Source organism: Paenibacillus harenae, from assembly GCF_030812415.1.
Lineage (GTDB): Bacteria > Bacillota > Bacilli > Paenibacillales > Paenibacillaceae > Pristimantibacillus > Pristimantibacillus harenae_A.
Genome location: NZ_JAUSST010000005.1, coordinates 399,720 through 420,821 on the forward strand (window position 1 = coordinate 399,720; position 21,102 = coordinate 420,821).

The window sequence follows — 21,102 nt, forward strand, 5'->3', positions numbered from 1 at the left end:
AGTGAAGCCATTCACTTTTCCCATCTAATTTAGGATTGAGACAGACACTATTATGCCGGAAGGGAGACGGATCGGGTGGAGAAACATACCTTGCAACTGACAGAATCGACTTCTGACGATTCGCGCCTAAGAGCCTTTTTCAAAGCATTATCCAAGCAGAAAATGTTGATGCTGATGTCGCTGCCTTTTCTTGCATGGGTAATTATATTTAAATATGTTCCGCTCTGGGGCTGGACGATTGCCTTTCAAAAATACAGGCTGGGAAGAGATATCTTCGACCAAGCTTGGACGGGATTGGATAACTTCAAGTTTTTGTTTCAGGAAGAACAGTTTTACCTGGTCTTGCGCAATACGCTCGTGATGAGCTCTATTAATCTTGTGCTGGGATTCGTTACAGCTATTATATTAGCGCTTCTCCTGAATGAGCTGCGCAGAATCTACTTCAAGCGAACGGTGCAGACGATCAGTTATTTGCCGCATTTCATCTCGTGGGTCGTTGCCGCTAATATCGTCCAGACAGCGCTTGCACCGGAAGGGATTTTCAACGTATTGCTCCTCCAATTCAATATCATCGACAAGCCCATCCTGTGGCTCGGCGTCGGTGAATATTTCTGGAGCATTCTGGGCGTAACCGAAGTATGGAAGAACGTCGGATGGAATACGATCATCTACTTGGCTGCCATTACGACGATTGATCCTACGCAGTATGAAGCAGCCGAGATCGATGGCGCCTCACGTATTCAACGGATGCTGCATATTACGCTTCCAGGCATGAAGCCTGTCATTGTTATCTTGCTTATCATGAATCTGGGCCATATCCTGGAATCCGGCTTCGAGCCGCAGTACTTGCTCGGCAATGGCATGAATGTTGAATATTCGGAAAATCTTGATATATTCGTGTTGAAATACGGGATACAAATGAATAACTATGGCTTGGCAACGGCAGCCGGCATGTTCAAAACCGTGGTCAGCTTCATCTTCCTTATCGCTGCCAACAACCTCGCCAAACGTCTTGGCGAAAACAGATTGTACTAGATGAAAGGCGGCGATTCGATGTTAAAAACCAGTTCAGCTCGAAGTTCTTCGGTCGGCGATAAAATCTTCGATATCTGCAATTATATCTTCATGATTTTTCTGATTATTGTCACCTTGTATCCCTTCATCAATATGTTCGCCTTGTCGTTTAACGATGCGAACGACTCCATACGAGGCGATATCTATTTTTGGCCGCGTGAATGGACTTTTCGAAATTATGAGTATGTGTTCAATGAATCCAACGTGTTCTATGCGACCTTCATTTCCGCAGCGCGGACGATCGTCGGGACAATCATTTCCGTATTCTGCACATCGATGCTGGCTTATGCGATCAGCCGTCCCGAGTATAAACTGAAGAAATTTGTATCCATCACTTTCATTTTCACAATGTACTTCAGCGGCGGTTTGATTCCTGGCTATCTGCTTATCAAAGAGCTCGGCATGCTGAACAGCTTCTGGGTATACATCATTCCGGGCATCATCGGCGTGTTCAACATGATTGTCATTCGATCCTTCATCGAGGGCTTGCCGGAAGGAATCATGGAATCTGCCAAGATGGACGGCGCAGGTGACCTTACTACATTCATTCGCATTGTGCTGCCCCTGACCGTGCCGGCTCTTGCTACAGTATCCCTGTTTGTAGCCGTATATCAGTGGAACTCCTGGTTTGACGTATTCTTGTACAATTCTTCAAGGCATAATCTAAGTACGCTGCAATATGAATTGATGAAGATCCTGTCCACCTCCAACACGGGGACCTCGGCAGCCGACCAATATGCGAATGCACAAGGAAATGTACAGATGGTTACGCCGACATCGGTTCGCGCTACAATGACTATCGTTGCGAGTGTGCCGATTATTATGGTCTATCCATTTCTGCAGAAGTATTTTGTCAAAGGCATGGTCGTTGGCGGAGTGAAAGGCTAAAGAGAATCCGGGTGCCGATGGCGGTACGCATGCTTGAAATTGACAGAACCTGTACTGCTGCGACATTTTGCCGGATCTGTTCAGTAACTAGAGGAGCGGAAAACATTATGAAGAAACAAGGCGTAAATCCTTACTTGCCGTCATGGGAATATATTCCTGACGGAGAACCCCATGTCTTCCAGGACAGGGTCTATGTATACGGCTCGCATGACCGTTATAACGGGCATGCCTTCTGTCTGAACGATTATGTTTGTTGGTCGGCACCCGCCGATGATCTCGCGGACTGGCGGTATGAAGGCGTCATCTACGAGAAGACGGACGATCCGCTTAATCCGGACGGTCGCATGTGTCTCTACGCGCCTGACGTCACCCTCGGTCCGGACGGGCGTTATTATTTGTACTATGTCCTGGATAAGGTGTCTGTCGTCTCGGTCGCGGTCTGCGATACACCGGCCGGCAAGTACGAGTTCTACGGATATGTACGGTACGACGATGGAACGCGCTTGGGCGACCGAGAAGAAGACCAGCCGCAATTCGATCCGGCCGTCCTGACGGAAGGAGACCTCACTTACCTGTATACCGGGTTCTGCGCGATCGGCGACAAGTCGCGCAATGGCGCGATGGCCACGGTAATCGGGCCGGATATGCTTACAATTGTCGAAGAACCAGTGTTCATCGTGCCCAGCGAGCCGTACAGCATGGGATCCGGCTTCGAAGGACATGCGTTTTTCGAAGCACCATCCATCCGTAAGCTAGGCGATACGTATTATTTCGTCTATTCCTCGGTCGCCATGCACGAGCTGTGCTACGCGACCAGCAAGCATCCGACGAGCGGCTTCGCGTACCGCGGCATCATCGTAAGCAACAACGACTTGCATATCGATACGTACAAGCCGGCGAACAAGCCCATGTACTACGGCGGCAACAATCACGGGGGCATGGTGGAAGCGAACGGGCAATGGTACATCTTCTATCACCGTCATACGAACGGCACGAGCTTCAGCCGCCAGGGCTGCATCGAACCGATCACGATCCTGGAGGACGGCACCATTCCGCAAGCGGAGATCACGACAAGCGGTCCGAACGGCTGCCCGCTCGTCGGCCGAGGCGAGTATCCGGCATATCTGGCCTGCCACCTGTTCACGAATACGGATGAGTACTATACGGGCACGCACGGCGCGTGGATGGACGGCCGATTCCCGAAGGTTACGCAAGACGGAAAGGACGGGGAGGAAGAGGTCGGTTACATCGCGAATATGCGGGATTCCGCAACGGCGGGATTCAAGTATTTTCAATGCGAAGGCGTGAAACGCATCAAGATCAAGACTCGCGGGTATGCCAAAGGCAGCTTCGAGGTTAAGACGGCATGGAACGGTCCGTCGCTTGGATCGATTCCGGTCGACTTCACGAACGTATGGACGACGTATGCGGCCGACATCGCCGTTCCGGACGGCGTTCAAGCCTTATATTTCAAGTATACGGGCATCGGTAACGCAAGTCTGGCGTCGTTCACGTTGGAATAACCTGCTCACCGACCTCAAAAAGCGTTGTTTTATAAGTAACGAGCGGCAGCCTGATATGGCGTCAGGCTGCCGCTATCATCTTTCAAAGCACATGAAAGTCATTTCCGCGCTTCTCGATATGATCATCGTTAGGCGCGTTCCTTTGCCTAACTCGCACTCAATTCCATGCGCGCCCCGCCTCCGTAGAAGGACTTGATCCGTTCGCTGACAATGAAGAGTCCGATACCGCCCTCTCTGACTGTAGCGCGTCAGCTTCCCGAACCAGAACGAAATGTCGGCAACTTCCTTGTCGTTGTCGGACACGGCGAGCATACGAATCGTCTCTAACGTATTGTTACTGGACTTGAAGCACTCGATAAGCCGCTTCTCCATCCCGTTTCTATCTTGAGAGAGAATAATTTACTGAATAAGGAACAGGGTGTATATTGTTAGTGAAATATCATTGATCAAAGTTCGAGTTAGGTGTTATGTATTTTTATTTTTTGAAAGCGGTTTCAGATCGTAACTCAAACACACAACGAGGGATCGAAATGTTTAAGCTGATGATAGTGGATGACGAATTATTAATGCGTATTGGCATTCGTTCCATGATCGATTGGGAAGCGCACGGATTCCGGATCGCCGCCGAGGCTGCGAACGGCAGGGAAGCAATCGAAATGGCCCAATCGGCGAAGCCGGATTTAATCATTACAGACATCAAGATGCCCGTCATGGACGGACTGCAGCTGATCCGCGAAGCGTCGAAAACGTTTACCGACTGCAATTACGTTATTCTGAGCAACTTTGACGAGTTCCGATACGTGAAGGAAGCGTTGCAGCTTGGCGCAGTCGATTATTTGATCAAAAGCGAGATAACGCCGGACACCCTAGCCGAACTGCTTGCCGGCATTAGGCGGAAGAGGGAGCTCGGCGGCAGCGGTAACCAGAACATGTTGTTGACGGCGCACCTTTCGCAGAGCCTCTCCCATTTGAAAGAAAGCTTGTTCAAAGATCTGATCAGCGGCTTGCTTGACGAACGGGAAGCGGCTGCGAAGGCGGAGCAATTGCAGACCTCCGTGCGTTCGGAAGATTTGGCGGTCATCAAGCTGCGCATCGACCGTTTTGCGAAAGTACGTCAGAAGTACGTGGAGAAGGACGAGAAGCTGTTAAGGTTCTCCGTTCTCAATATTTTGGAGGAAATAATACCGGGCAAGTGGAACAAAGAACTGGTCGTCGAAAGCTCCTCCGAATATTTGCTTATTGCCAATACGCGGGGGGACGGCATGACGAGCGCTCGCTCGGAGATCGCAAAACTATGCGGCGTCATTCAGCGGACGATGAAAGACTTTATGAATATGTCCATCACCGTCGGCGTAAGCTCCGTCGTTCCGGGCTTTCGATTGATGAAAGCGGCATACCGGGAAGCGGATTACGCGCTTCGTCGCAGTTTTTTTGCAGGGGGAGGACGTATTTTGTTTTTTGAAGACACGGAGGACTGTCCGAGGGATGAGATTGCGGAGCCTGCGCCAAACGAGGCGAATGAAGCAAAAGGTCTTGCATTGCGCCACGTCCTCGACAGCAACAATGAAGCAAGGCTGACGGAGTTCTTTGACGCTTTTCGAGGCGAATTGGCGGCTAACAGAGCGAATGAACGTATGATCCGCGAGGCGTATATTGGGCTGACTGAAATTGTAGGCGCACACATGTCCTATATAATTAGGTCCCGCCTACAGGTTTCGGACAAGCTGCCTTACGAAGCGGTCCTTTCTGCAGAGACATGGGATGATGTGCATGGTATTGTGCTTGATTATGCGAGGCTTTGCTTGGCGGCGGAAGGTCGATCGGCAGAGCAGAGAAGCTATGCGGAAATGGCTGTCGAATTGATACACCGATACTATGCGGAAGATCTCTCCCTCCAGAGCGTAGCCAGTCAAATCAACGTCAATCCGTCTTACCTCAGCCGACTGTTCAAGCAAGAGAAGGGTGAAAATTTTATTTCATGCTTGACCCGCGTCCGGATTGACCGGGCGAAGTCGTTTTTGGAGAGCCGTAAATATAAGGTGTACGAAGTGGCGGACAAAGTAGGCTATCATAATTACACATACTTTAGCAAAATTTTCAAGAAGGTCGTCGGAGTCAGCCCGGAAGAATATCGAGGGTAAGCGGGTAAGGCACGGCCTTGGAATGGAGACGATGTATGCGGAAACAATTTCCATTCATTAGTATCAAAGCGAAAATGTCGATTATATGCCTGACCGTCGTGATCGTGCCGATTTTCGTTATGACGGTCATTTCTTACGCTTCTTCCCAGAGGCTGCTGGAACAAAAATATACGGAGCTACTGATGGACATCGCCACTCAGACGAACGTGAGCATCGACGAATATTTGAAAGAAGTAGAGAAAATATCGCTCGTGGCCAGCTTTGGCATGAACAGCAGCGTAAAAGCGGCGGCCGAAGACAATTATCCGCTTCAGGAATATTTGCGCGACGATAACGAAGATAATGAGAACACGGCTTATGGCATGCTGATGAACTATATTATGATGAAAGACCGGGAAATTTCCTTTTATATTTATAACCTGAACGGCGGACAAGATCTGTTCGTCGGCACCGATCTCCCATACGATTACAGTTATAAGGTGAAGGAAGAAGAATGGTTCAAGTTTTTTCAGGTGTCGAACAGCAAGATGATGACGCTCGATACGCATGTCGACCGCCAGACGAAAAGCAAGAAGCTCGCAATCGCTCATGCGAGGAAAATACTGGACATGGACAGCGGTACGCTGCTCGGCATCATGGTTGTGCGAATCGACCTCAGCGTCATCGAGGTTGTGAACAGCCGTCTTCAGCAGTCGCTGCGCTCGCGGTTCACGATTGTGGACGAAGCGGACAACATTATCTTCAATGCCAATACAAGTCTGATCGGAAAAAAGTTTTCCGAAACAGTCAGGCCGGATAAGCGCGACCATATCATCGTGGAGAGCGTGTTTGACCGGCAGCGATGGACGACCTATCTATATATGCCGATGAGCGAGCTGTCGGCGGAAGGCGATATTTTGCGGCAAAACATTTATCTCCTGGCGATCCTGATGCTCCTGTTCTTAGTTATTATTTCGATCTACTTGTCAAGCGTCATTACGCGGCCGATCAAGAAGCTGATGAGCAACATTCTGCTCGTGGAGAAAGGGCAATTCGAGCATGTGGAAGACATACATTCACGTGACGAAATCGGATTGTTGTCGACCAGGTTCAACCGAATGTCCCGCGAGCTGAAAGGGCTTGTCTCTCAAATCCAGCAGGAAGAAATGAAGAAAGCCGCCGCAGAAATTCGCGCGCTGCAATCTCAGATTAACCCGCATTTCCTTTACAATACGCTGGGCTCGGTGAAGTGGATCGCCTCCATGCAGCAAGCGGACACCATTGTGGTCATGACCGAAGCGTTAATTGCCATGCTCCGATATGCCGCCCGCGCCGAGGGCGCGATGGTGGCCGTACGCGAAGAACTCGATAATTTGCGGAACTATATGACCATACAGCAGGTTCGTTATTATAACCGGATTCGCATGGATATCTTTGCAGACGAAACGCTGCTCGAACAGCGCATGCCTAAGCTAATCCTCCAGCCGATTGTTGAAAATGCGATTTTTCACGGACTTGCGGAAAAGGAAGAAGACGGTATTGTCACGATTCGCATCGCAAGGGGGGAAAACGGGTTTATCATTGACGTCCATGACAACGGCGAAGGCATGGACGAGGAAACGCTTCGGCTCATTAAGGCCTCTCTCGCGGGAGAGGCGGACAATGGAGAAAGCATAGGCCTGCATAATGTGCAGCGCCGCATACAGCTTCATTACGGAAATAGGTACGGAATTGAGTGCAATAGCGCTAAGGGAGCCGGCACGACGTTTCGCATTGGTTTGCCTGAGGAGGAGAACGCGCAGGAAATGAAGCATCTTGGCGCATAAATAAAGGGGGGAGGACTCGGTGGCAGGAAGAGCAAGGCTTTTGTGGTGGATAGGCGCAGCGGCTGCCGTTCTGTTGGCTGGCTGTGCCGCGGACGAATCGTCAGGGCCGTCCGATACGGAAGCGTCGCCAAACCCTGTCGTGCTGCGATATACAAGCTTCATGCTGGATTCGTCGGAGACAGCAAGCCATTATTTTGAGGCTATCGCCAAATTCGAAGAGATGAATCCGGATATACGCATCGAGGTGGACCATATTCAGAACATCAATTATACGGCGGGTTTAAAGACGAGACTGCTCGGGGGCGAGCAGATGGACGTGTTCGACGTTTGGTCGCCTAGTCTGTTCGAGGAGCTCCGGCGGCTGGATGAGCGTGTTTATTTAGATTTAAGCGAAGAGGATTTCTTGAACGACTTCCTGCCGGCAACTTTGGAGCCGGTTACAAAGGACGGCCGTGTATACGGCGTTCCCGGCTTGATGCATACGGACGGCTTACTCTATAACAAGACGATGTTCCGGAAGTTTGGACTTTCCGTCCCTCGAACGTGGGATGAATTAATTCAATTGTGCGAGAAATTGAAAGCTCAAGGGATTATCCCGATCGCGCTTAATTCCGAATGGTGGGTGCCGCAATTTTTTTTCGGCTCGCTCATGTCCAATGCCGGTGCGGACGAGATCTGGACGGCCAATCTGGAACAGGGCATGGTGAGAACGGATCATCCGACGCTTGTCGAAGCCATGAAGATGACGAAGGAAATAATCGATCGCGGCTTCGTGCCTGAGGACTGGAAGCAGTTGAAGCATGAACAGTCAAGAGATCTGATTGTGGGTGGCAGAGCTGCCATGATTGTAACCGGCACTTGGGATCTGTCGGGGCTGAACGTCAACAATTCCGGACAGGAAATCGACTTTATGATGGTGCCCGGTGAAGAGCGCACCGTACCGAACCTGAATATCGGCTCTTATAAAGTCGTTAGCGCAAGCAGCGAGCATCCTGAAGAAGCGAAACGATTCCTGGCCTATATGAACGGAAAAGAAATGCAAGAAAAGCTGGCGAATGGAGTCATGGCTGTTCCCTCCGTCAACGGCGCCTTGCTCCATGATCCCATTGTCCGCCGCATCTCCGAACTAGTTACCAGCGAGGAAGCGATGATTTATTGGCCTCATATCGTGACGACGGAGTCGCTTCAGCTTGAAATGATCGACGCATTGAATGAGTACCTGAGAGGAGCCGACCTGGCCCGCGAATTAGCGAAAATACAGCTTTCGATTGACCGGGCCGGCAATCGTGAAACGGAACCGAAAACGTAATCAGCTTTCTTGTTCGACTGTAATCCTTCCTGCCCCGGGAAGGGTTATTTGTCGAGCTTAAAATGAAGGATGCCCATTTTCTTGCACTTTTTTTTGATGCACAGGCATTATTTTTACTTTTGGGCAGTCATCGCGGCAGTCTGGCTCCAACGTGTCAAGAAAGGAGCAGGAACTTGTCAATTACGTTGATAGCTCCAACTCTCATTTTTTTTTACAATAAACTCGTATCAACCAAAAGGATAAATGGGGGGTTACTATGAGTAAAAAGCTATTGTCTATCGTGATGGTGCTGACGCTCGTCTTGCTGGCGGCATGCAGCGGAAATACGGCGAATACGGAAAATGATCCGAAGTCTGCGCCAGAACCTGAGCAGTCGGTGAATGCAGAAGGCGAGGTCGATTACGCGTTCGGAGCCTATGCCGAGCCGGTCACCATTCACACGGTAAGAGCCGAATATTCTTCGGCGCAATTCCCGGAAGGGGACAATATGACCAATAACGTATGGACTCGCGCTTACAAGGAGCGGTTCAATATTGATGTCGTGACGGATTGGGTAACCGACGAATACGATACGAAGCTTAATCTTGCCATTTCGTCCAATCAATTGCCCGACGTGTTCCATGTCAACGCAACGCAGCTGCAGCAGTTGATCGAAGCGGACATGATTATGGATTTGACGGAAGTGCTGGGCACCTATGGTTCCGACCGGTTGAAAGGCTATATGGAAGCCGACAGTGCCAGTTATGAGTCGGGCAAGAAAGACGGCAAGCTGTACGGCATACCGCAAATGCACTGGGGGTTCATCGACCAGCCCGACTACATTTGGATCCGAAACGATTGGAAAGAAGAGCTAGGCCTTTCGGATCCGAAAACGATGGACGATATCAAGAGCATTGCCCTGAAGTTCAAGGAGGCGTACGGCGGCTACGGCATTGCGGTCGATCAGTCGCTGGACTACTTGAACCTGCTTGCAATCGGCTGGGGAGCTCATCCGGACATGTGGATTCCGGGCAATGACGGCAAGCTGGTGTACGGCTCGGTGCAGCCGGAAATGAAAGATGCGCTCGCGGCATGGGCCGAATGGTTCAAGCTTGGCATTATTGATCCGGAATTTCCGATTAAAGATTTCAGCGCCATGAACTCCGGCATTGTATCCGGCAAGTCGGGCGTGCAGCCGTATTATCAATGGTGGGGTTATAACCCAGGCGTCGATACCGTAACGAATCAGGGCAAAGACGCGGTGTTCTATCCTTATCTGATTCCGACCGTCGATGGCCAAGTGGCGACGCAATCCGTCTTTTTCGCGAACGGCTCATACACGGTAGTGAATAAGAAGTCGAAGCACCCGGAAGCAGCCATTAAGCTTCTTAACTTCTATGCTTACATTCTCGACGAAGGAACCGAAAAGGAAACGCCGGAGACGCTGTCCGCCATGTTGGACAAAGACATCGCGCATGTCACAGGCGCCTTCAAGATCATTAATCCGATGACGGATTATGAACAGTACGAACGAGTGAGCGAAGCGCTGAAATCGAAAGATACGAGTCAATTTACGACAAGCGGCATGTGGCAAAAATACAATAACAGCGTTGAATTTATGACGAATGCGACTCCTGCGGCTACCGGCGACTATCTGCAGCAAGGTTCGCCGAAGCCTGCTTACGGCCTTGCCAAGTCCATTCTCGACAATAACCAGTATATAAAGACCGCGATGTGGGGTGCGCCGCCGAAAGAGCTGGCCAAATACGGCTCCACACTGGATGACATTCTGACCGAAGGCTTCACGAAGATCATTATGGGCTCGGAAAGCATCGATTATTTCGATACGCTCGTCAAAAATTGGCATGCAGCCGGCGGTGAGGAAGCGACCGCAGCCGTCAACGCAATGTATGGCCAGCAGTAAGCAATCCGAACAAGCGTAAACGGCTGACGCCGTCCTTGGTGGCAAAAGCAAAGTTTCGCGGTGAAAACGGGGAGGCGGGGATGCGCTCGCCTCCTTTACGTGAACGGAGGAGCGGGACATGTTAACAAAATTAAAACAGCAACGGGCATTCCACCTTATGCTCATTCCGAGCGTCATTCTCGTTTTTATTTACAGTTACCTTCCGCTATATGGAATGATCATAGCGTTTCAGGACTATAATCCTGGTCTCGGCTTTAAATCGCATTGGGTCGGAATGGATAACTTCGAACACGTTTTCAGACAGCCTAATTTTGTGCGAACGATCTGGAATACGCTGTATATGTCGTTCTTCAAGCTGATCGGAGGCATCGTCGTACCGGTCATTTTCGCTTTGTTGCTGAACGAAGTCGCGCGTGCAGCGCTGAAGAGATCGTTTCAGACGCTGGTCTATGTTCCGAATTTCCTATCGTGGGTCATTATGGCGGGTATTATGATCGACATTTTGGGTTCGGACGGCATCGTCAATTCTTTGTTCGTCTTTTTGGGAGCGGAGCCAATTTCATTTCTTGGAAGTCCCTCCATGTTTCCTTGGACGATGATCGTGACGGACATTTGGAAAGGCTTTGGTTTCGGCACTGTCGTCTACCTGGCGGCCTTGACGAGCATTGACCCGGGGCTGTATGAAGCGGCGTTGATCGACGGCGCAAAACGATGGAAGCAGACGATCTACATTACGCTGCCGCTGCTCATGCCTACGATTATATTGATGACGGTCCTATCGCTCGGCAATATTTTGAATGCGGGCTTCGACCAGATATTCAACCTATATTCGCCCGTCGTCTATGAGACAGGCGATATCATCGATACTTATGTGTATCGGCTGGGTATTCAACAAGCGCAATATTCGGTAGGCGCTGCGGTCGGATTTTTCAAGTCGATCGTTTCCTGCATTTTACTTGTCTTATCTTATATACTGGCTTATCGCGTCGCAGGATACCGTATCTTCTAAGGCAATGCTTACGAAGTATGTTTGCTTTCGCAAACATTAAGCCCATGCTTACGAAGTATGTTTGCTTACGCAAACATTTGAGGAGGGATGATCGTGGTTCAAGATAACAGCCTGGGGCGGAAGCTGTTTCATATCGTTAACTACATGGTGTTGATTTTGGTTTCGCTGATCTGCGTGTTGCCGTTCGTTAACCTGCTGGCCGTCTCGTTCAGCAGCAGCGCCGCGGTATCGGCGGGCGAAGTCGTGTTTTGGCCCGTCGACTTTAATACGAAAGCCTATGAGTTTGCGCTTAAAGGCGATGAATTTTTTCGCTCAATGTGGGTTTCGCTCCAACGTGTCGTATTAGGTACGCTGATTAACCTCATTTTAATGGTGCTCGCGGCATATCCGCTTTCGAAGACGAAGGAGAAAGTGCTCGGCCGAGGTATTTACATGGGCTTTTTTGTTTTTACCATGCTGTTCAATGGGGGATTGATTCCTACCTATTTGATCGTGGTTCAGACCGGGTTGATCGACTCCATCTGGTCTTTGATTTTACCCGGAGCGATCCCCGTCTTTAGCATGATTATTCTGATGAACTTCCTCAGAGGGCTGCCGGAAGAAATTGAAGAATCGGCAACAATCGACGGGGCGGGGCCCATTCAAATATTGGTCCAAATCTTGCTGCCGCTTCTGAAGCCGGCGCTGGCCACAGTCGGTCTGTTCAGCATCGTCGGCCATTGGAATTCTTGGTTTGACGGCATTATTTATATGAACGATACGGCGAATTATCCGCTGCAAAGCTATTTGCAGACGCTGCTTCTCAGCTTTGAACAAATTATGTTGAGAGCCAGTACCGACTATACTCAGCTGCTGGCGATGATGAACGTACGCACCGGTCGCGCCGCCCAAATGTTTCTGGGCGCGATACCGATTTTGGCGATTTATCCTTTTCTGCAAAAATATTTTACGACTGGCCTCGTTCTTGGCAGCGTCAAAGGGTGAACTTGCGCATTACGCGCGTTATGCGTTCATGAAGCCGGTCCCTAGCAGTAAAGACACTGTGCAAGGCGCTCTGCTCGCCCCTTTCGGCTCGGACAAGGAAGGGGCGAGATTTCGCTGATTGTTTATTTGAAAGCAGGTAATGGACCAAAATAGAAACGGGACGGAGCAGAAATAACACCTGATCCATCCCGTATTCATTTATTAAGTGATCGTTTTGGTGTTTTGAAGCTATTCCTGACAACCTCTTTTTTCTACGGCTGACCAATCAACGAACAAACTCTAGCCGACCCAGATGACCTTTATTGGATATAAATAGCCTCTTTTCATTTCTAACGGACGGAGGTGATGCTAAGATCGCCAATTTATGCATATTAAGCCTCTCCTTTTAGATTAAAAGCCATCCATGTCCGTCAAACGATCAAACGTGCAATTTTTGGTCAGATAAGGACTTTTAGGTCCGTTACACTTGCATGCATCATCGCTGTTTGTTAATCGGTCAGCCTTTGTTTTTGCAGATCCCTTTAAAAGGATCGTAATACGGCATCAGATTCGGTTTAACGAGTTAATCGCCAGTCGCTATATCCAACATAGGCTCAACATCAGAGCGGTATCGGTGCGGCTACCTTGTAAATTGTTTCTTCGGCGGTTCCAGCTCGGCAACTGGTGCAGCAGCTTCCTTCTGCGGGAACTGAAGCTCGTAGAGCTGCTTGTATTTGCCTTGGCCTGCAATCAGCTCCGCGTGCGTTCCTGATTCGAGGATGACGCCCTTATCCAGCACATAGATCGTGTCGGCCTGCTGGATCGTCGAGAGACGGTGCGCGATGACGAGGCAGGTGCGGCCTTCGAGCAGATGCGCGAGAGCGTCCTGAATCGACTTCTCCGATTCAGTATCGAGCGAGGACGTTGCCTCATCCAGTATGATGATGGCTGGATTTTTCAATATTGCTCGGGCGATCGAGATGCGCTGCTTCTGACCGCCCGACAGCTTCACGCCTCGTTCCCCGATCTGCGAGTCATACCCTTGCGGGAACGACATAATGAAGTCGTGCGCGCTTGCGGCCCGCGCCGCCGCCTCGACTTCCTCGTCCGACGCGCCGTGCTTTCCGTAGACGATATTTTCTCGGATCGTGCCGTTCAGGAGCACGATATCCTGCGAAACGATGCCGAGATGCGAGCGGAGCGACGCCAGCTTCAGTCGTTTAAGCGATATGCCGTCCAGCGAGACGGTGCCCTCTTGCGGATCATAGAACCGCGTCATCAAATGCGTGATCGTCGACTTGCCGGCGCCGGAAGAACCGACGATGGCCGTGATTTTGCCGGGCGCAATCTCGAAATCAAAGTTCGTGAGCACCGGCACGTCGTTGTGATAAGCGAAGCTGACGTTGTCGAATGCGACCCGCCCCTCCGCATGCGTCAGCTCGATTGCATCCGGAGCATCGGCTACCTGCGGCTCCGTTCCAAGTATGTCGACGATCCGCTCGTAAGCGGCAGCCGATTGCTGAATCGTGTTAATCGTGCGGCTGAAGCGGCGGATCGGATTTTGCAGCAGGCGAAGGTAAGCCATGAACGCGACGATCGTGCCGATCGTCATGCTGCCGTCCATCGTGAAGCGTGCACCGAACAACAATACGGCAGCAAGCCCGGTGAACAGGAGCAGGTCGATAAAAGGCTCGAACACCGCCCGCGTCTTTACCGCATGTAGATTTGCCTTCATATTGCTTTCACTCCGCAGAGCGAAGCGTTCCGCTTCAAAGTCTTCGTTGGAGAACGACTTAATGAGCCGAATGGATGATAGCGTGTCTTGCAGATGGTTGCTGACTTCGGCAACCGTCTCTTGCACTTTCTTGAAGGCGGCCCGCATCCTTTTGCCGAAGAACTGGGTCGTGATGAGCATCAATGGAAAGGTGGCAAGCACGATAAGCGTCAGTTGCCAGTTGATCCACAACATATAGGCGGCAACGGCGATGAAGGTGAACCAGTCGGTAACGATCGACATCATGCCCGACGAGACGAGCTGTTGGAGCATGTTGACGTCGTTCGTGACGCGCGACATCAGATCGCCTGTGCGGTTGCGGTCGAAGAAGCCGATATCCATCCGCTGGATATGCCGGTACAGCTCGCCTCGTATATCGTATACGGCGCGCTGCCCGACGGAAGCCATCAACAGACTGCTTAAATAATTGAACAAACCGAGCAGCAATGCCGTCCCGAGAACGCCAAGCGCGATCCAGATCAAGCTGCCGTATCGCTGGTTCGGAATAATGTCGTCAATCGTCAATTGCGTAAGCCTCGGGATGGCGAACTCAAGCAACGAGACCGCGATGATACAGAAGAATGCGGTTGCCATGAGCAGCCATTGGGCCCTTACATGGAGGAACATCCGCTTGTACATGCTCCAAATGCTGCCGCGAGCCGGCCGCTTGGCCGGTGTCGGCGACATTCGGTTGTTGCCCATAAAGCCGGGATTCGGATTCATGCGTGCATCACTCCCTTTCCGTGGAGGCGCCCGGCGCTTGCTGCGCATACGCATCAAGCAAAGCATTGATCTGCTGCTGCTGCTCGGATAACAGCGATTGAAGCTTGGAAGACAGCTCCTTGCTTGCCGAGGCTTCTTGCTCGGCTCGTGTTACGAGGCGGAGCAGATCGAAGGATTCGGCCGATAGGCCTAGCTTGCGTCTCATTTTTTCGAATCGAAAAGCCTCGACCTCAGGGGAGTATCTTCCGTCCTCGCCGCATTTGGGCTTCTCGGGAAGGAGTGTGAGAGCGGATCGCCCTTGCTCGGTGATGAGATAGACTTTTTTACTGCTTTCTTCTTCCTCTTGAACAGAAACGAAGCCTCTCTCCTCAAGAGCTTGAAGCGTCGGGTAAATGCTGCCGGCGCTAGGGACATAGAGTCCGCCCGACTGTTCCTCGAGCGTCTTCATAATTTGGTAGCCGTGCATGGGCTCTTCGGCAAGCAGTCTGAGCAGCGCGATCTTCACGCCGCCGCGGCCGAAGTAACGTTTGCCGGGGACATGTTCCTTATTCGGATGCATGGTATGTTTCATGATTCACCTCATTTGTGTAATACGATATATCGTAATACTAAGTTAACGATATATCGTATTGGAGTCAATAGTCATTTTCGCAATAGCTTTTATATGCTGCCTTCTATCATCATTGACAATGATTATTATTATTATTTGCTTACGGTCAAAATTTTTTAACAGAGGTTATCCTCCATTAGTGGGATGATCTTGGGCAGTCCGTTGTGCTAAAATAGGAACAACGTTATTCATTCGACTCCTATGGATGTGCAGAAGATATGAACTTCAAAAACGACCATTTTCTCGAAAGAATCTTCTCGCTGCTCAGATGGTTCTTCTTAGTTGTTGCCGGAATTGTATACGTTTTCTATTATCTTCAGACGAAGGAAGACACTTGGCGCTTCGCTCTATTATTAGGCTTCGGATTGCTTTATATGGGAACAGCGGAATGGGTCCTGCTCCGGGCACCGCGTCGGTCGCCGCGCTACTCGGCGATGACTAAGCTTGCCGTAGGAGCGGATATGGCTGCTTATATCGCGCTTATCGCCTTTACGGGCGGGACGAGCAGTCCGTTGCTGCCGATTGCTTATCTTATTATTTTGCATGCGTCGATCTACTGGAACGTAAGGGGAGGCATACTGACAGCGCTAATCATGAACGCGGCTTGTTTTGCAATTACGCTGCTTCAACCTGCTGATGGAGGTCCGGATAGGCTGCTTTATCTTGCCCTGAACAGTTGCTTCTTCTTGTTAGTAGGGCTGCTTGGCGGTCTTATCGTTGCTAGAGAGAGGCGTTATCGGAACGAAAAGCGCTTCTACCAGGAGTTGGCTAAGCGAGATTATTTGACCGGGCTTCACAATCATCGCGCTTTCCAAGAAAATTTGCAGACTCAGCTCCGCCTTCAGAAGCCGTTCACGCTCGTCATGGCCGATATCGATCATTTCAAAAAAATCAACGACCAATACGGTCATATAACCGGCGACCTTGTATTGAAACAAGTCGGGCATCTGCTGGAGGCCTGCATACCGGATAAACAGGGCACTGTCTATCGATACGGCGGCGAGGAATTCGCCATTATTTTGCACACGCAGCAGGAGGATGCCGCTAATAGGCTGCTGGAAAACTTCCGTAACGCGCTTAGCCAAATCAGCTTTGAGTCGATTGGAGCAAGCTTTGGCGTGACGATGAGCTTCGGCGCCGTCATCCGTTCCGAGGAATGGACGGACGATGTGGTGAAAGCTGCCGATCTATTATTATACTCAGCTAAGAAACAAGGCCGTAACTGTATTGTATGGGGAGTTGCCAACCGATAAATAAGGTATGGAACAACGAATGCGGTACGGGGAGGGGATGGAATGGATAACAAGGGGAGGAAGCGCCTCTGGAATAAGCTCTTGCTCTTACTCGTACTTGTGCTTTCTTTGTTGGGGGGCTGCACTTCCACTAACGGAGGCAATGCCAGTCGATTAAACAACTCGCCTAATGGTACGGAAAGCGTCACCTTGAAGCTTGTACAGAGCCTTCCTAACGATATAAGGACCAAATCGCTTAAGGCGCTTATCCAAAATTTTGAACAACAGCATCCCGGCATTACGGTTGTGCTTGTTCCGACTGATTACGCAACGGCAGATAAGAAGATTATGTCGCTGCTGAACGAGGAGCATGGCACGGATATTGTAGAAGTTAGAACCGGAAATTTACAGACTTTTATCGCTGGGGGGTTAATTACAAGTCTTGAGTCTTACATAAACGGTTGGCACGAATACCGGTTGTTAAACGAGAACGCCCGCTTGGCGGCAACCGATCTGAATGGCACGCCTTATTACATTCCGAACGGCTTATATCAGTCGCAATTATATTACCGCAAAGACCTGTTCGACGCTAAGGCGCTTCAAGTGCCGGAAACGTGGGAGCAGTTATATTTTGTAGGCAAGCAGCTTACGAGTCCTTCGCGCAACCAGTTTGGCTTCGCTTTCCGAGGAGGAACGGGCGCAACCCGCGTATTGAATCAGATCATTCAAGACTACAATAGCGATGAAGTGAATTTATCCGAGCCGATGTACCGGCATGACGGCCAAACGATATTCGCATATGGCGGGGCGCTGGAGGCGGTGGAGCTCTATCGTCGGCTCTACGCCGATATATCGCCTCCGGAATCGATCGCTTGGGGCATCGATCAGCAGGTGGATGCTTTCGCCAGCGGCATGACGGCGATGCTGATTCAAGATTCGGATGCGATTGCGCTCATCGAGGAGCAGCTGAAGTACGGCACTTGGGCAACGGCTCCGCTTCCTGCCGGGCCGGATGGCTTATCTTATTACAGTATTGGCGGGGCAGGTTGGGGAATTTCGGCCAATTCGAAGCATAAGGATAAAGCGTGGGAGTTGATCTCCTTCCTTTCGTCGCCGGATAACCATATGAAATTTGCGGCGGAAACGGGCATCATTCCGATCTATAACGATGCAAGCGACATGGAATACTTAACATCCGGTGCATTTGCTCCTTATATTCTAATGAACAACGATCCGCTTCGTTATGCGGGAACGAAATCGTTAGGCGGCTTTGCGAATAATGCCGTCTACACACAAGAGGGGCCCGAGATGCTTAGGAAGTATTTGCGGGGGGATTGGACGGCGGAGCAGTTGCTTAGCGAGCTGGATGAAATGTGGCGACGATAGAGCTTGAGCTTATTTTTGAGGCGCGAAAGCACTATGAACATGAATGGACGCCGCTGCATTCGCTTACACTAACCCATATGGGCAGCGTGAAGGATGAAGGTTGACCTTCCCCTGTATCGTCGTTACGATAAGATGGACAGCCGAATGGGTGAAAGGAAGAGTACAAGTCTATGAAGCGCTTATTGATTGTGTTTACCGGCGGGACGATTGGCAGCAGAAGCGCGGGCGGCGAGATACAGGTAAATGAGGCGGGTTCGTATGCCTTGCTTGACGCTTATAACGCTAGCGATTGGAAGCGGAATGATGTCGCGATGGATACGATTCAACCTCTTAATATATTGAGCGAAAATATGACGCCGAATCATTGGAGCACCTTGTCCGCCGCGATCAAGGAGGCGGACTGGAACGCCTATACGGGCATTATTGTAACGCATGGCTCCGATACGCTTGCCTATACGGCTGCGATGTTCAGTTATTTGTTCGCGGATATTACGATACCGCTTGTATTCACGGCAAGCAATTATCCGTTAGCCGACGAGCGCAGCAACGGCCTCAGTAACTTCGGCCACTCGATCGATTACATAATGGATAGCGGGCTGCCAGGCGTGTTTGTTGTGTATGCGAACGACCAGGCAGAGCCGATCGTTTATCTCGGCACACGAATTACGCAATGCGAACCGTTTACGGATCAGTTCCGTTGTCCTTATGGCATTCCGTACGGCAAGATGACCAACCGTCGGTTCGAGTGGCTGGCGCATGAGTTTAATCCGTCGCCGGAGAAGCTTCGCGGACGCGAAAGTGCCGGATTGGCGGCATGGAAACCGGAATCGTTCGTCATAGATTCGAGCATTGTCTATGTGAAGCCGTATCCGGGATTGAATTATAGCTATTATCGGTTTGGAGACGGGGATGAGCGGCCGAAGGCGATCTTGCATGATCTCCATCACTCCGGTACGGCCTGTGCGGCAGATGACGGGCCTTACTCGCTTACGCGGTTTATAGAAGCATGCCGGGCACAGAACATTGATGTTTACCTATGCCCCATCAAGGATAGCTCGGATTCGCTTTACTCCTCGTCACTGAAGCTGATCGAGGCGGGAGCGATCGTCATTGAAAAGCTATCGGTAGAGGCGGCGCTTACGAAGCTGATGCTTGGATGGGGGTTATACGGCGAGGCGGCGGACGGACGCGATAGCGTCAAGTCGTTCGTGACGGGAACATCGATCTTCTACGAGAGGAATGAAGCTTGCGATGATTATTGAGAGGGCGGAGTTCCTAACGGCAGGGCCGCTGGAGGGGCTTATCCTTTTTTATAACGAAATTTTGCGGTTCCCTATAGTTGCCGGGGGGGAGAGCGGGCGCATTACCTTTCAAGCAGGAAGCTCCCAATTGACGTTCGTGTCGGCGGAGAGCACGGAAGGGAAGCCTTATTATCATTTTGCGTTCAATATCCCGGCTAACAAGCTGGATGAAGCGAAGGCGTGGATAAGCCGGCATGTACAGTTAGGCGTTGAGGCTGGTGAGGATGTCTCTTACAGTGCCTCCTGGAATTCGCATTCTGTCTATTTTGCCGATCCGGCGGGAAATATATTGGAGTTGATTGCGCGCCATACGATGGATAATGAAGTGGATCGACCTTTCGATGCGGAGCAAGATGTGCTGAACATAAGCGAAATCGGATTGCCGGCGCATGATGTGCGGACAGCGGTCGATGAACTCGAAGCGATTGGCATACCGACGTACAAGACAAGAGACGACAGCTTCAACCCGGTCGGCGATGACGAGGGACTGTTCATTATTCGGACCGTTGGGGGCAGATGGCACTTTACGGATAAAACAGCGGAGAGCTTCCCGATACGGGCTCAAATACGAGGGATTGGCGAATTGTATTTGTATGAGAACGGGCAGCAGCTCGTAAATCGAACAAAATAAAATCGAGCAGAGTAGAGGAGAATGCGGGATGGATCACACGGTATTGCAGGTAGGCGATCAAGTGCCGAATTTCAAGCTGCAGGCATCGAACGGCAAGGAAGCGGAGCTCGCTGATTACGCGGGCAAGAAGCTCGTTATTTATTTTTATCCGAAGGATATGACGCCGGGCTGTACGGCCGAATCCTGCGACTTCCGAGACTTTAACGGGCAGTTCGCTGAGCATAATACGGCTGTAATCGGCATTAGCCCGGACGACCTGATGTCGCATGAGCAATTCATCGAGAAGCATGAGCTGCCGTTTCTTCTCCTGTCGGACACGGAGCATAGAGTATCGGAGCTGTTCGGCGTATGGAAACTTCGCAGCTGGGAAGGCAAGGAGTTCATGGGCATTGAGCGCTCGACGTTCCTCCTTGACGAACAAGGCAAGATCGCCAAGGAATGGCGCAGCGTGAACGTGGAAGGCCATGCAGCCGAGGTGCTCGAAGCGGTCAAGAGACTGTAATTGAGCATGTCGAGAAAGATGCTTAGCGAGCTATGTTTAGCTTGGCTGGGTGTCTTTTTTTATTGCCTATTTCAAGCGTGCTTCGATTACCCCGTTATAGCCTAGGAAAATAGAAGTGTAAATACGATCATTTTCGATTGCACTGACGGGCGCCCGGTTAAAGAAATAATGAAATTCGTGCAGCAAATATAGTTTAATGAACAGGACCCCGTAAGATGAGACCTAAGATGAGGAGCTTCTTGGAGGTCCTTACGTTCCAAGGGAGAAGTACGGCTACAGGCAAAAGAAAAATAATGAAAAAAAAGTTGACATTTACCTTAAATTCATT

General features: G+C 50.6%; 17 protein-coding genes. 14 read left to right on the plus strand and 3 right to left on the minus strand.

Going from position 1 to position 21,102, the window contains the following annotated elements; genetic code table 11:
- Positions 1-75: 75 nt before the first annotated feature.
- The 3 genes from J2T14_RS19910 (at position 76) to J2T14_RS19920 (ending at position 3,485) form a co-directional block, all read left to right on the plus strand.
- Positions 76-1,035, plus strand: a complete 960-nt coding sequence (locus J2T14_RS19910; protein WP_373458175.1) for an ABC transporter permease — start codon at positions 76-78, stop codon at positions 1,033-1,035.
- An 18-nt stretch (positions 1,036-1,053) separates the two neighbouring features.
- Positions 1,054-1,962: a carbohydrate ABC transporter permease gene (locus tag J2T14_RS19915; protein WP_307473534.1), complete on the plus strand. Its 909-nt coding sequence runs from the start codon at positions 1,054-1,056 to the stop codon at positions 1,960-1,962.
- Positions 1,963-2,069: 107 nt separating this feature from the next.
- Positions 2,070-3,485, plus strand: coding sequence for a family 43 glycosylhydrolase (locus tag J2T14_RS19920; protein WP_307473536.1), 1,416 nt, complete (start codon positions 2,070-2,072; stop codon positions 3,483-3,485).
- A gap of 75 nt (positions 3,486-3,560) precedes the next feature.
- Here the strand turns inward: J2T14_RS19920 and J2T14_RS19925 are convergent, their stop codons facing one another.
- Positions 3,561-3,857, minus strand: coding sequence for a hypothetical protein (locus tag J2T14_RS19925; protein ID WP_307473538.1), 297 nt, complete (start codon positions 3,855-3,857; stop codon positions 3,561-3,563).
- A gap of 158 nt (positions 3,858-4,015) precedes the next feature.
- Between J2T14_RS19925 and J2T14_RS19930 the strand changes: the two genes are divergently transcribed.
- From J2T14_RS19930 to J2T14_RS19955, 6 genes are all read left to right on the plus strand, one after another.
- Entirely contained in the window at positions 4,016-5,626 is a 1,611-nt protein-coding gene (locus J2T14_RS19930; protein WP_307473540.1) for a response regulator, read from the plus strand.
- Between the two features lie 35 nt (positions 5,627-5,661).
- On the plus strand, positions 5,662-7,431 hold the full coding sequence (locus J2T14_RS19935) for a cache domain-containing sensor histidine kinase (protein ID WP_307473542.1): 1,770 nt from the start codon (positions 5,662-5,664) through the stop codon (positions 7,429-7,431).
- 19 nt (positions 7,432-7,450) lie between these two features.
- Positions 7,451-8,740, plus strand: coding sequence for an ABC transporter substrate-binding protein (locus tag J2T14_RS19940; RefSeq protein ID WP_307204717.1), 1,290 nt, complete (start codon positions 7,451-7,453; stop codon positions 8,738-8,740).
- Between the two features lie 256 nt (positions 8,741-8,996).
- Complete coding sequence (locus J2T14_RS19945) at positions 8,997-10,643, plus strand: extracellular solute-binding protein (RefSeq protein ID WP_307473544.1); 1,647 nt, start codon at positions 8,997-8,999, stop codon at positions 10,641-10,643.
- Between the two features lie 118 nt (positions 10,644-10,761).
- A complete protein-coding gene (locus J2T14_RS19950; RefSeq protein WP_307204719.1) occupies positions 10,762-11,652 on the plus strand; it encodes an ABC transporter permease in 891 nt (296 codons plus the stop codon).
- Between the two features lie 93 nt (positions 11,653-11,745).
- Positions 11,746-12,636 (plus strand): carbohydrate ABC transporter permease, encoded by an 891-nt coding sequence (locus J2T14_RS19955; protein ID WP_307204721.1) that lies wholly within the window; start codon positions 11,746-11,748, stop codon positions 12,634-12,636.
- 619 nt (positions 12,637-13,255) lie between these two features.
- Here J2T14_RS19955 and J2T14_RS19960 read toward each other — a convergent pair.
- Positions 13,256-15,112: an ABC transporter ATP-binding protein gene (locus J2T14_RS19960; RefSeq protein WP_307473547.1), complete on the minus strand. Its 1,857-nt coding sequence runs from the start codon at positions 15,110-15,112 to the stop codon at positions 13,256-13,258.
- Positions 15,113-15,119: 7 nt separating this feature from the next.
- Positions 15,120-15,683, minus strand: coding sequence for a PadR family transcriptional regulator (locus J2T14_RS19965; protein WP_307473549.1), 564 nt, complete (start codon positions 15,681-15,683; stop codon positions 15,120-15,122).
- A 257-nt stretch (positions 15,684-15,940) separates the two neighbouring features.
- On the opposite strand from J2T14_RS19965, the gene J2T14_RS19970 reads away from it, so the two are divergent.
- The 5 genes from J2T14_RS19970 to bcp all read left to right on the plus strand — a co-directional run bounded on the left by J2T14_RS19970 (position 15,941) and on the right by bcp (position 20,774).
- Positions 15,941-16,975, plus strand: coding sequence for a GGDEF domain-containing protein (locus J2T14_RS19970; RefSeq protein ID WP_307473551.1), 1,035 nt, complete (start codon positions 15,941-15,943; stop codon positions 16,973-16,975).
- Positions 16,976-17,017: 42 nt separating this feature from the next.
- Complete coding sequence (locus tag J2T14_RS19975; RefSeq protein WP_307473553.1) at positions 17,018-18,340, plus strand: ABC transporter substrate-binding protein; 1,323 nt, start codon at positions 17,018-17,020, stop codon at positions 18,338-18,340.
- Between the two features lie 170 nt (positions 18,341-18,510).
- On the plus strand, positions 18,511-19,602 hold the full coding sequence (locus tag J2T14_RS19980) for an asparaginase (protein WP_307473555.1): 1,092 nt from the start codon (positions 18,511-18,513) through the stop codon (positions 19,600-19,602).
- On the plus strand, positions 19,580-20,272 hold the full coding sequence (locus J2T14_RS19985; protein WP_307473557.1) for a VOC family protein: 693 nt from the start codon (positions 19,580-19,582) through the stop codon (positions 20,270-20,272). The genes J2T14_RS19980 and J2T14_RS19985 overlap by 23 nt, the downstream gene beginning before the upstream one ends.
- A gap of 28 nt (positions 20,273-20,300) precedes the next feature.
- Entirely contained in the window at positions 20,301-20,774 is a 474-nt protein-coding gene (gene bcp / locus J2T14_RS19990) for a thioredoxin-dependent thiol peroxidase (RefSeq protein WP_307473559.1), read from the plus strand.
- The last annotated feature ends 328 nt before the right edge of the window (positions 20,775-21,102 follow it).

Excerpts from the sequence above, each read along its gene's own strand:
- J2T14_RS19920 (WP_307473536.1), top strand. The coding sequence starts at position 2,070 with ATGAAGAAACAAGGCGTAAATCCTTACTTGCCGTCATGGGAATATATT.
- J2T14_RS19960 (WP_307473547.1), bottom strand. The coding sequence starts at position 15,112 with ATGAATCCGAATCCCGGCTTTATGGGCAACAACCGAATGTCGCCGACA.
- J2T14_RS19975 (WP_307473553.1), top strand. The coding sequence starts at position 17,018 with ATGGATAACAAGGGGAGGAAGCGCCTCTGGAATAAGCTCTTGCTCTTA.
- J2T14_RS19980 (WP_307473555.1), top strand. The coding sequence starts at position 18,511 with ATGAAGCGCTTATTGATTGTGTTTACCGGCGGGACGATTGGCAGCAGA.
- J2T14_RS19925 (WP_307473538.1), bottom strand. The coding sequence starts at position 3,857 with ATGGAGAAGCGGCTTATCGAGTGCTTCAAGTCCAGTAACAATACGTTA.
- J2T14_RS19930 (WP_307473540.1), top strand. The coding sequence starts at position 4,016 with ATGTTTAAGCTGATGATAGTGGATGACGAATTATTAATGCGTATTGGC.
- J2T14_RS19945 (WP_307473544.1), top strand. The coding sequence starts at position 8,997 with ATGAGTAAAAAGCTATTGTCTATCGTGATGGTGCTGACGCTCGTCTTG.
- bcp (WP_307473559.1), top strand. The coding sequence starts at position 20,301 with ATGGATCACACGGTATTGCAGGTAGGCGATCAAGTGCCGAATTTCAAG.
- J2T14_RS19915 (WP_307473534.1), top strand. The coding sequence starts at position 1,054 with ATGTTAAAAACCAGTTCAGCTCGAAGTTCTTCGGTCGGCGATAAAATC.
- J2T14_RS19985 (WP_307473557.1), top strand. The coding sequence starts at position 19,580 with ATGAAGCTTGCGATGATTATTGAGAGGGCGGAGTTCCTAACGGCAGGG.
- J2T14_RS19935 (WP_307473542.1), top strand. The coding sequence starts at position 5,662 with ATGCGGAAACAATTTCCATTCATTAGTATCAAAGCGAAAATGTCGATT.
- J2T14_RS19950 (WP_307204719.1), top strand. The coding sequence starts at position 10,762 with ATGTTAACAAAATTAAAACAGCAACGGGCATTCCACCTTATGCTCATT.
- J2T14_RS19965 (WP_307473549.1), bottom strand. The coding sequence starts at position 15,683 with ATGAAACATACCATGCATCCGAATAAGGAACATGTCCCCGGCAAACGT.
- J2T14_RS19970 (WP_307473551.1), top strand. The coding sequence starts at position 15,941 with ATGAACTTCAAAAACGACCATTTTCTCGAAAGAATCTTCTCGCTGCTC.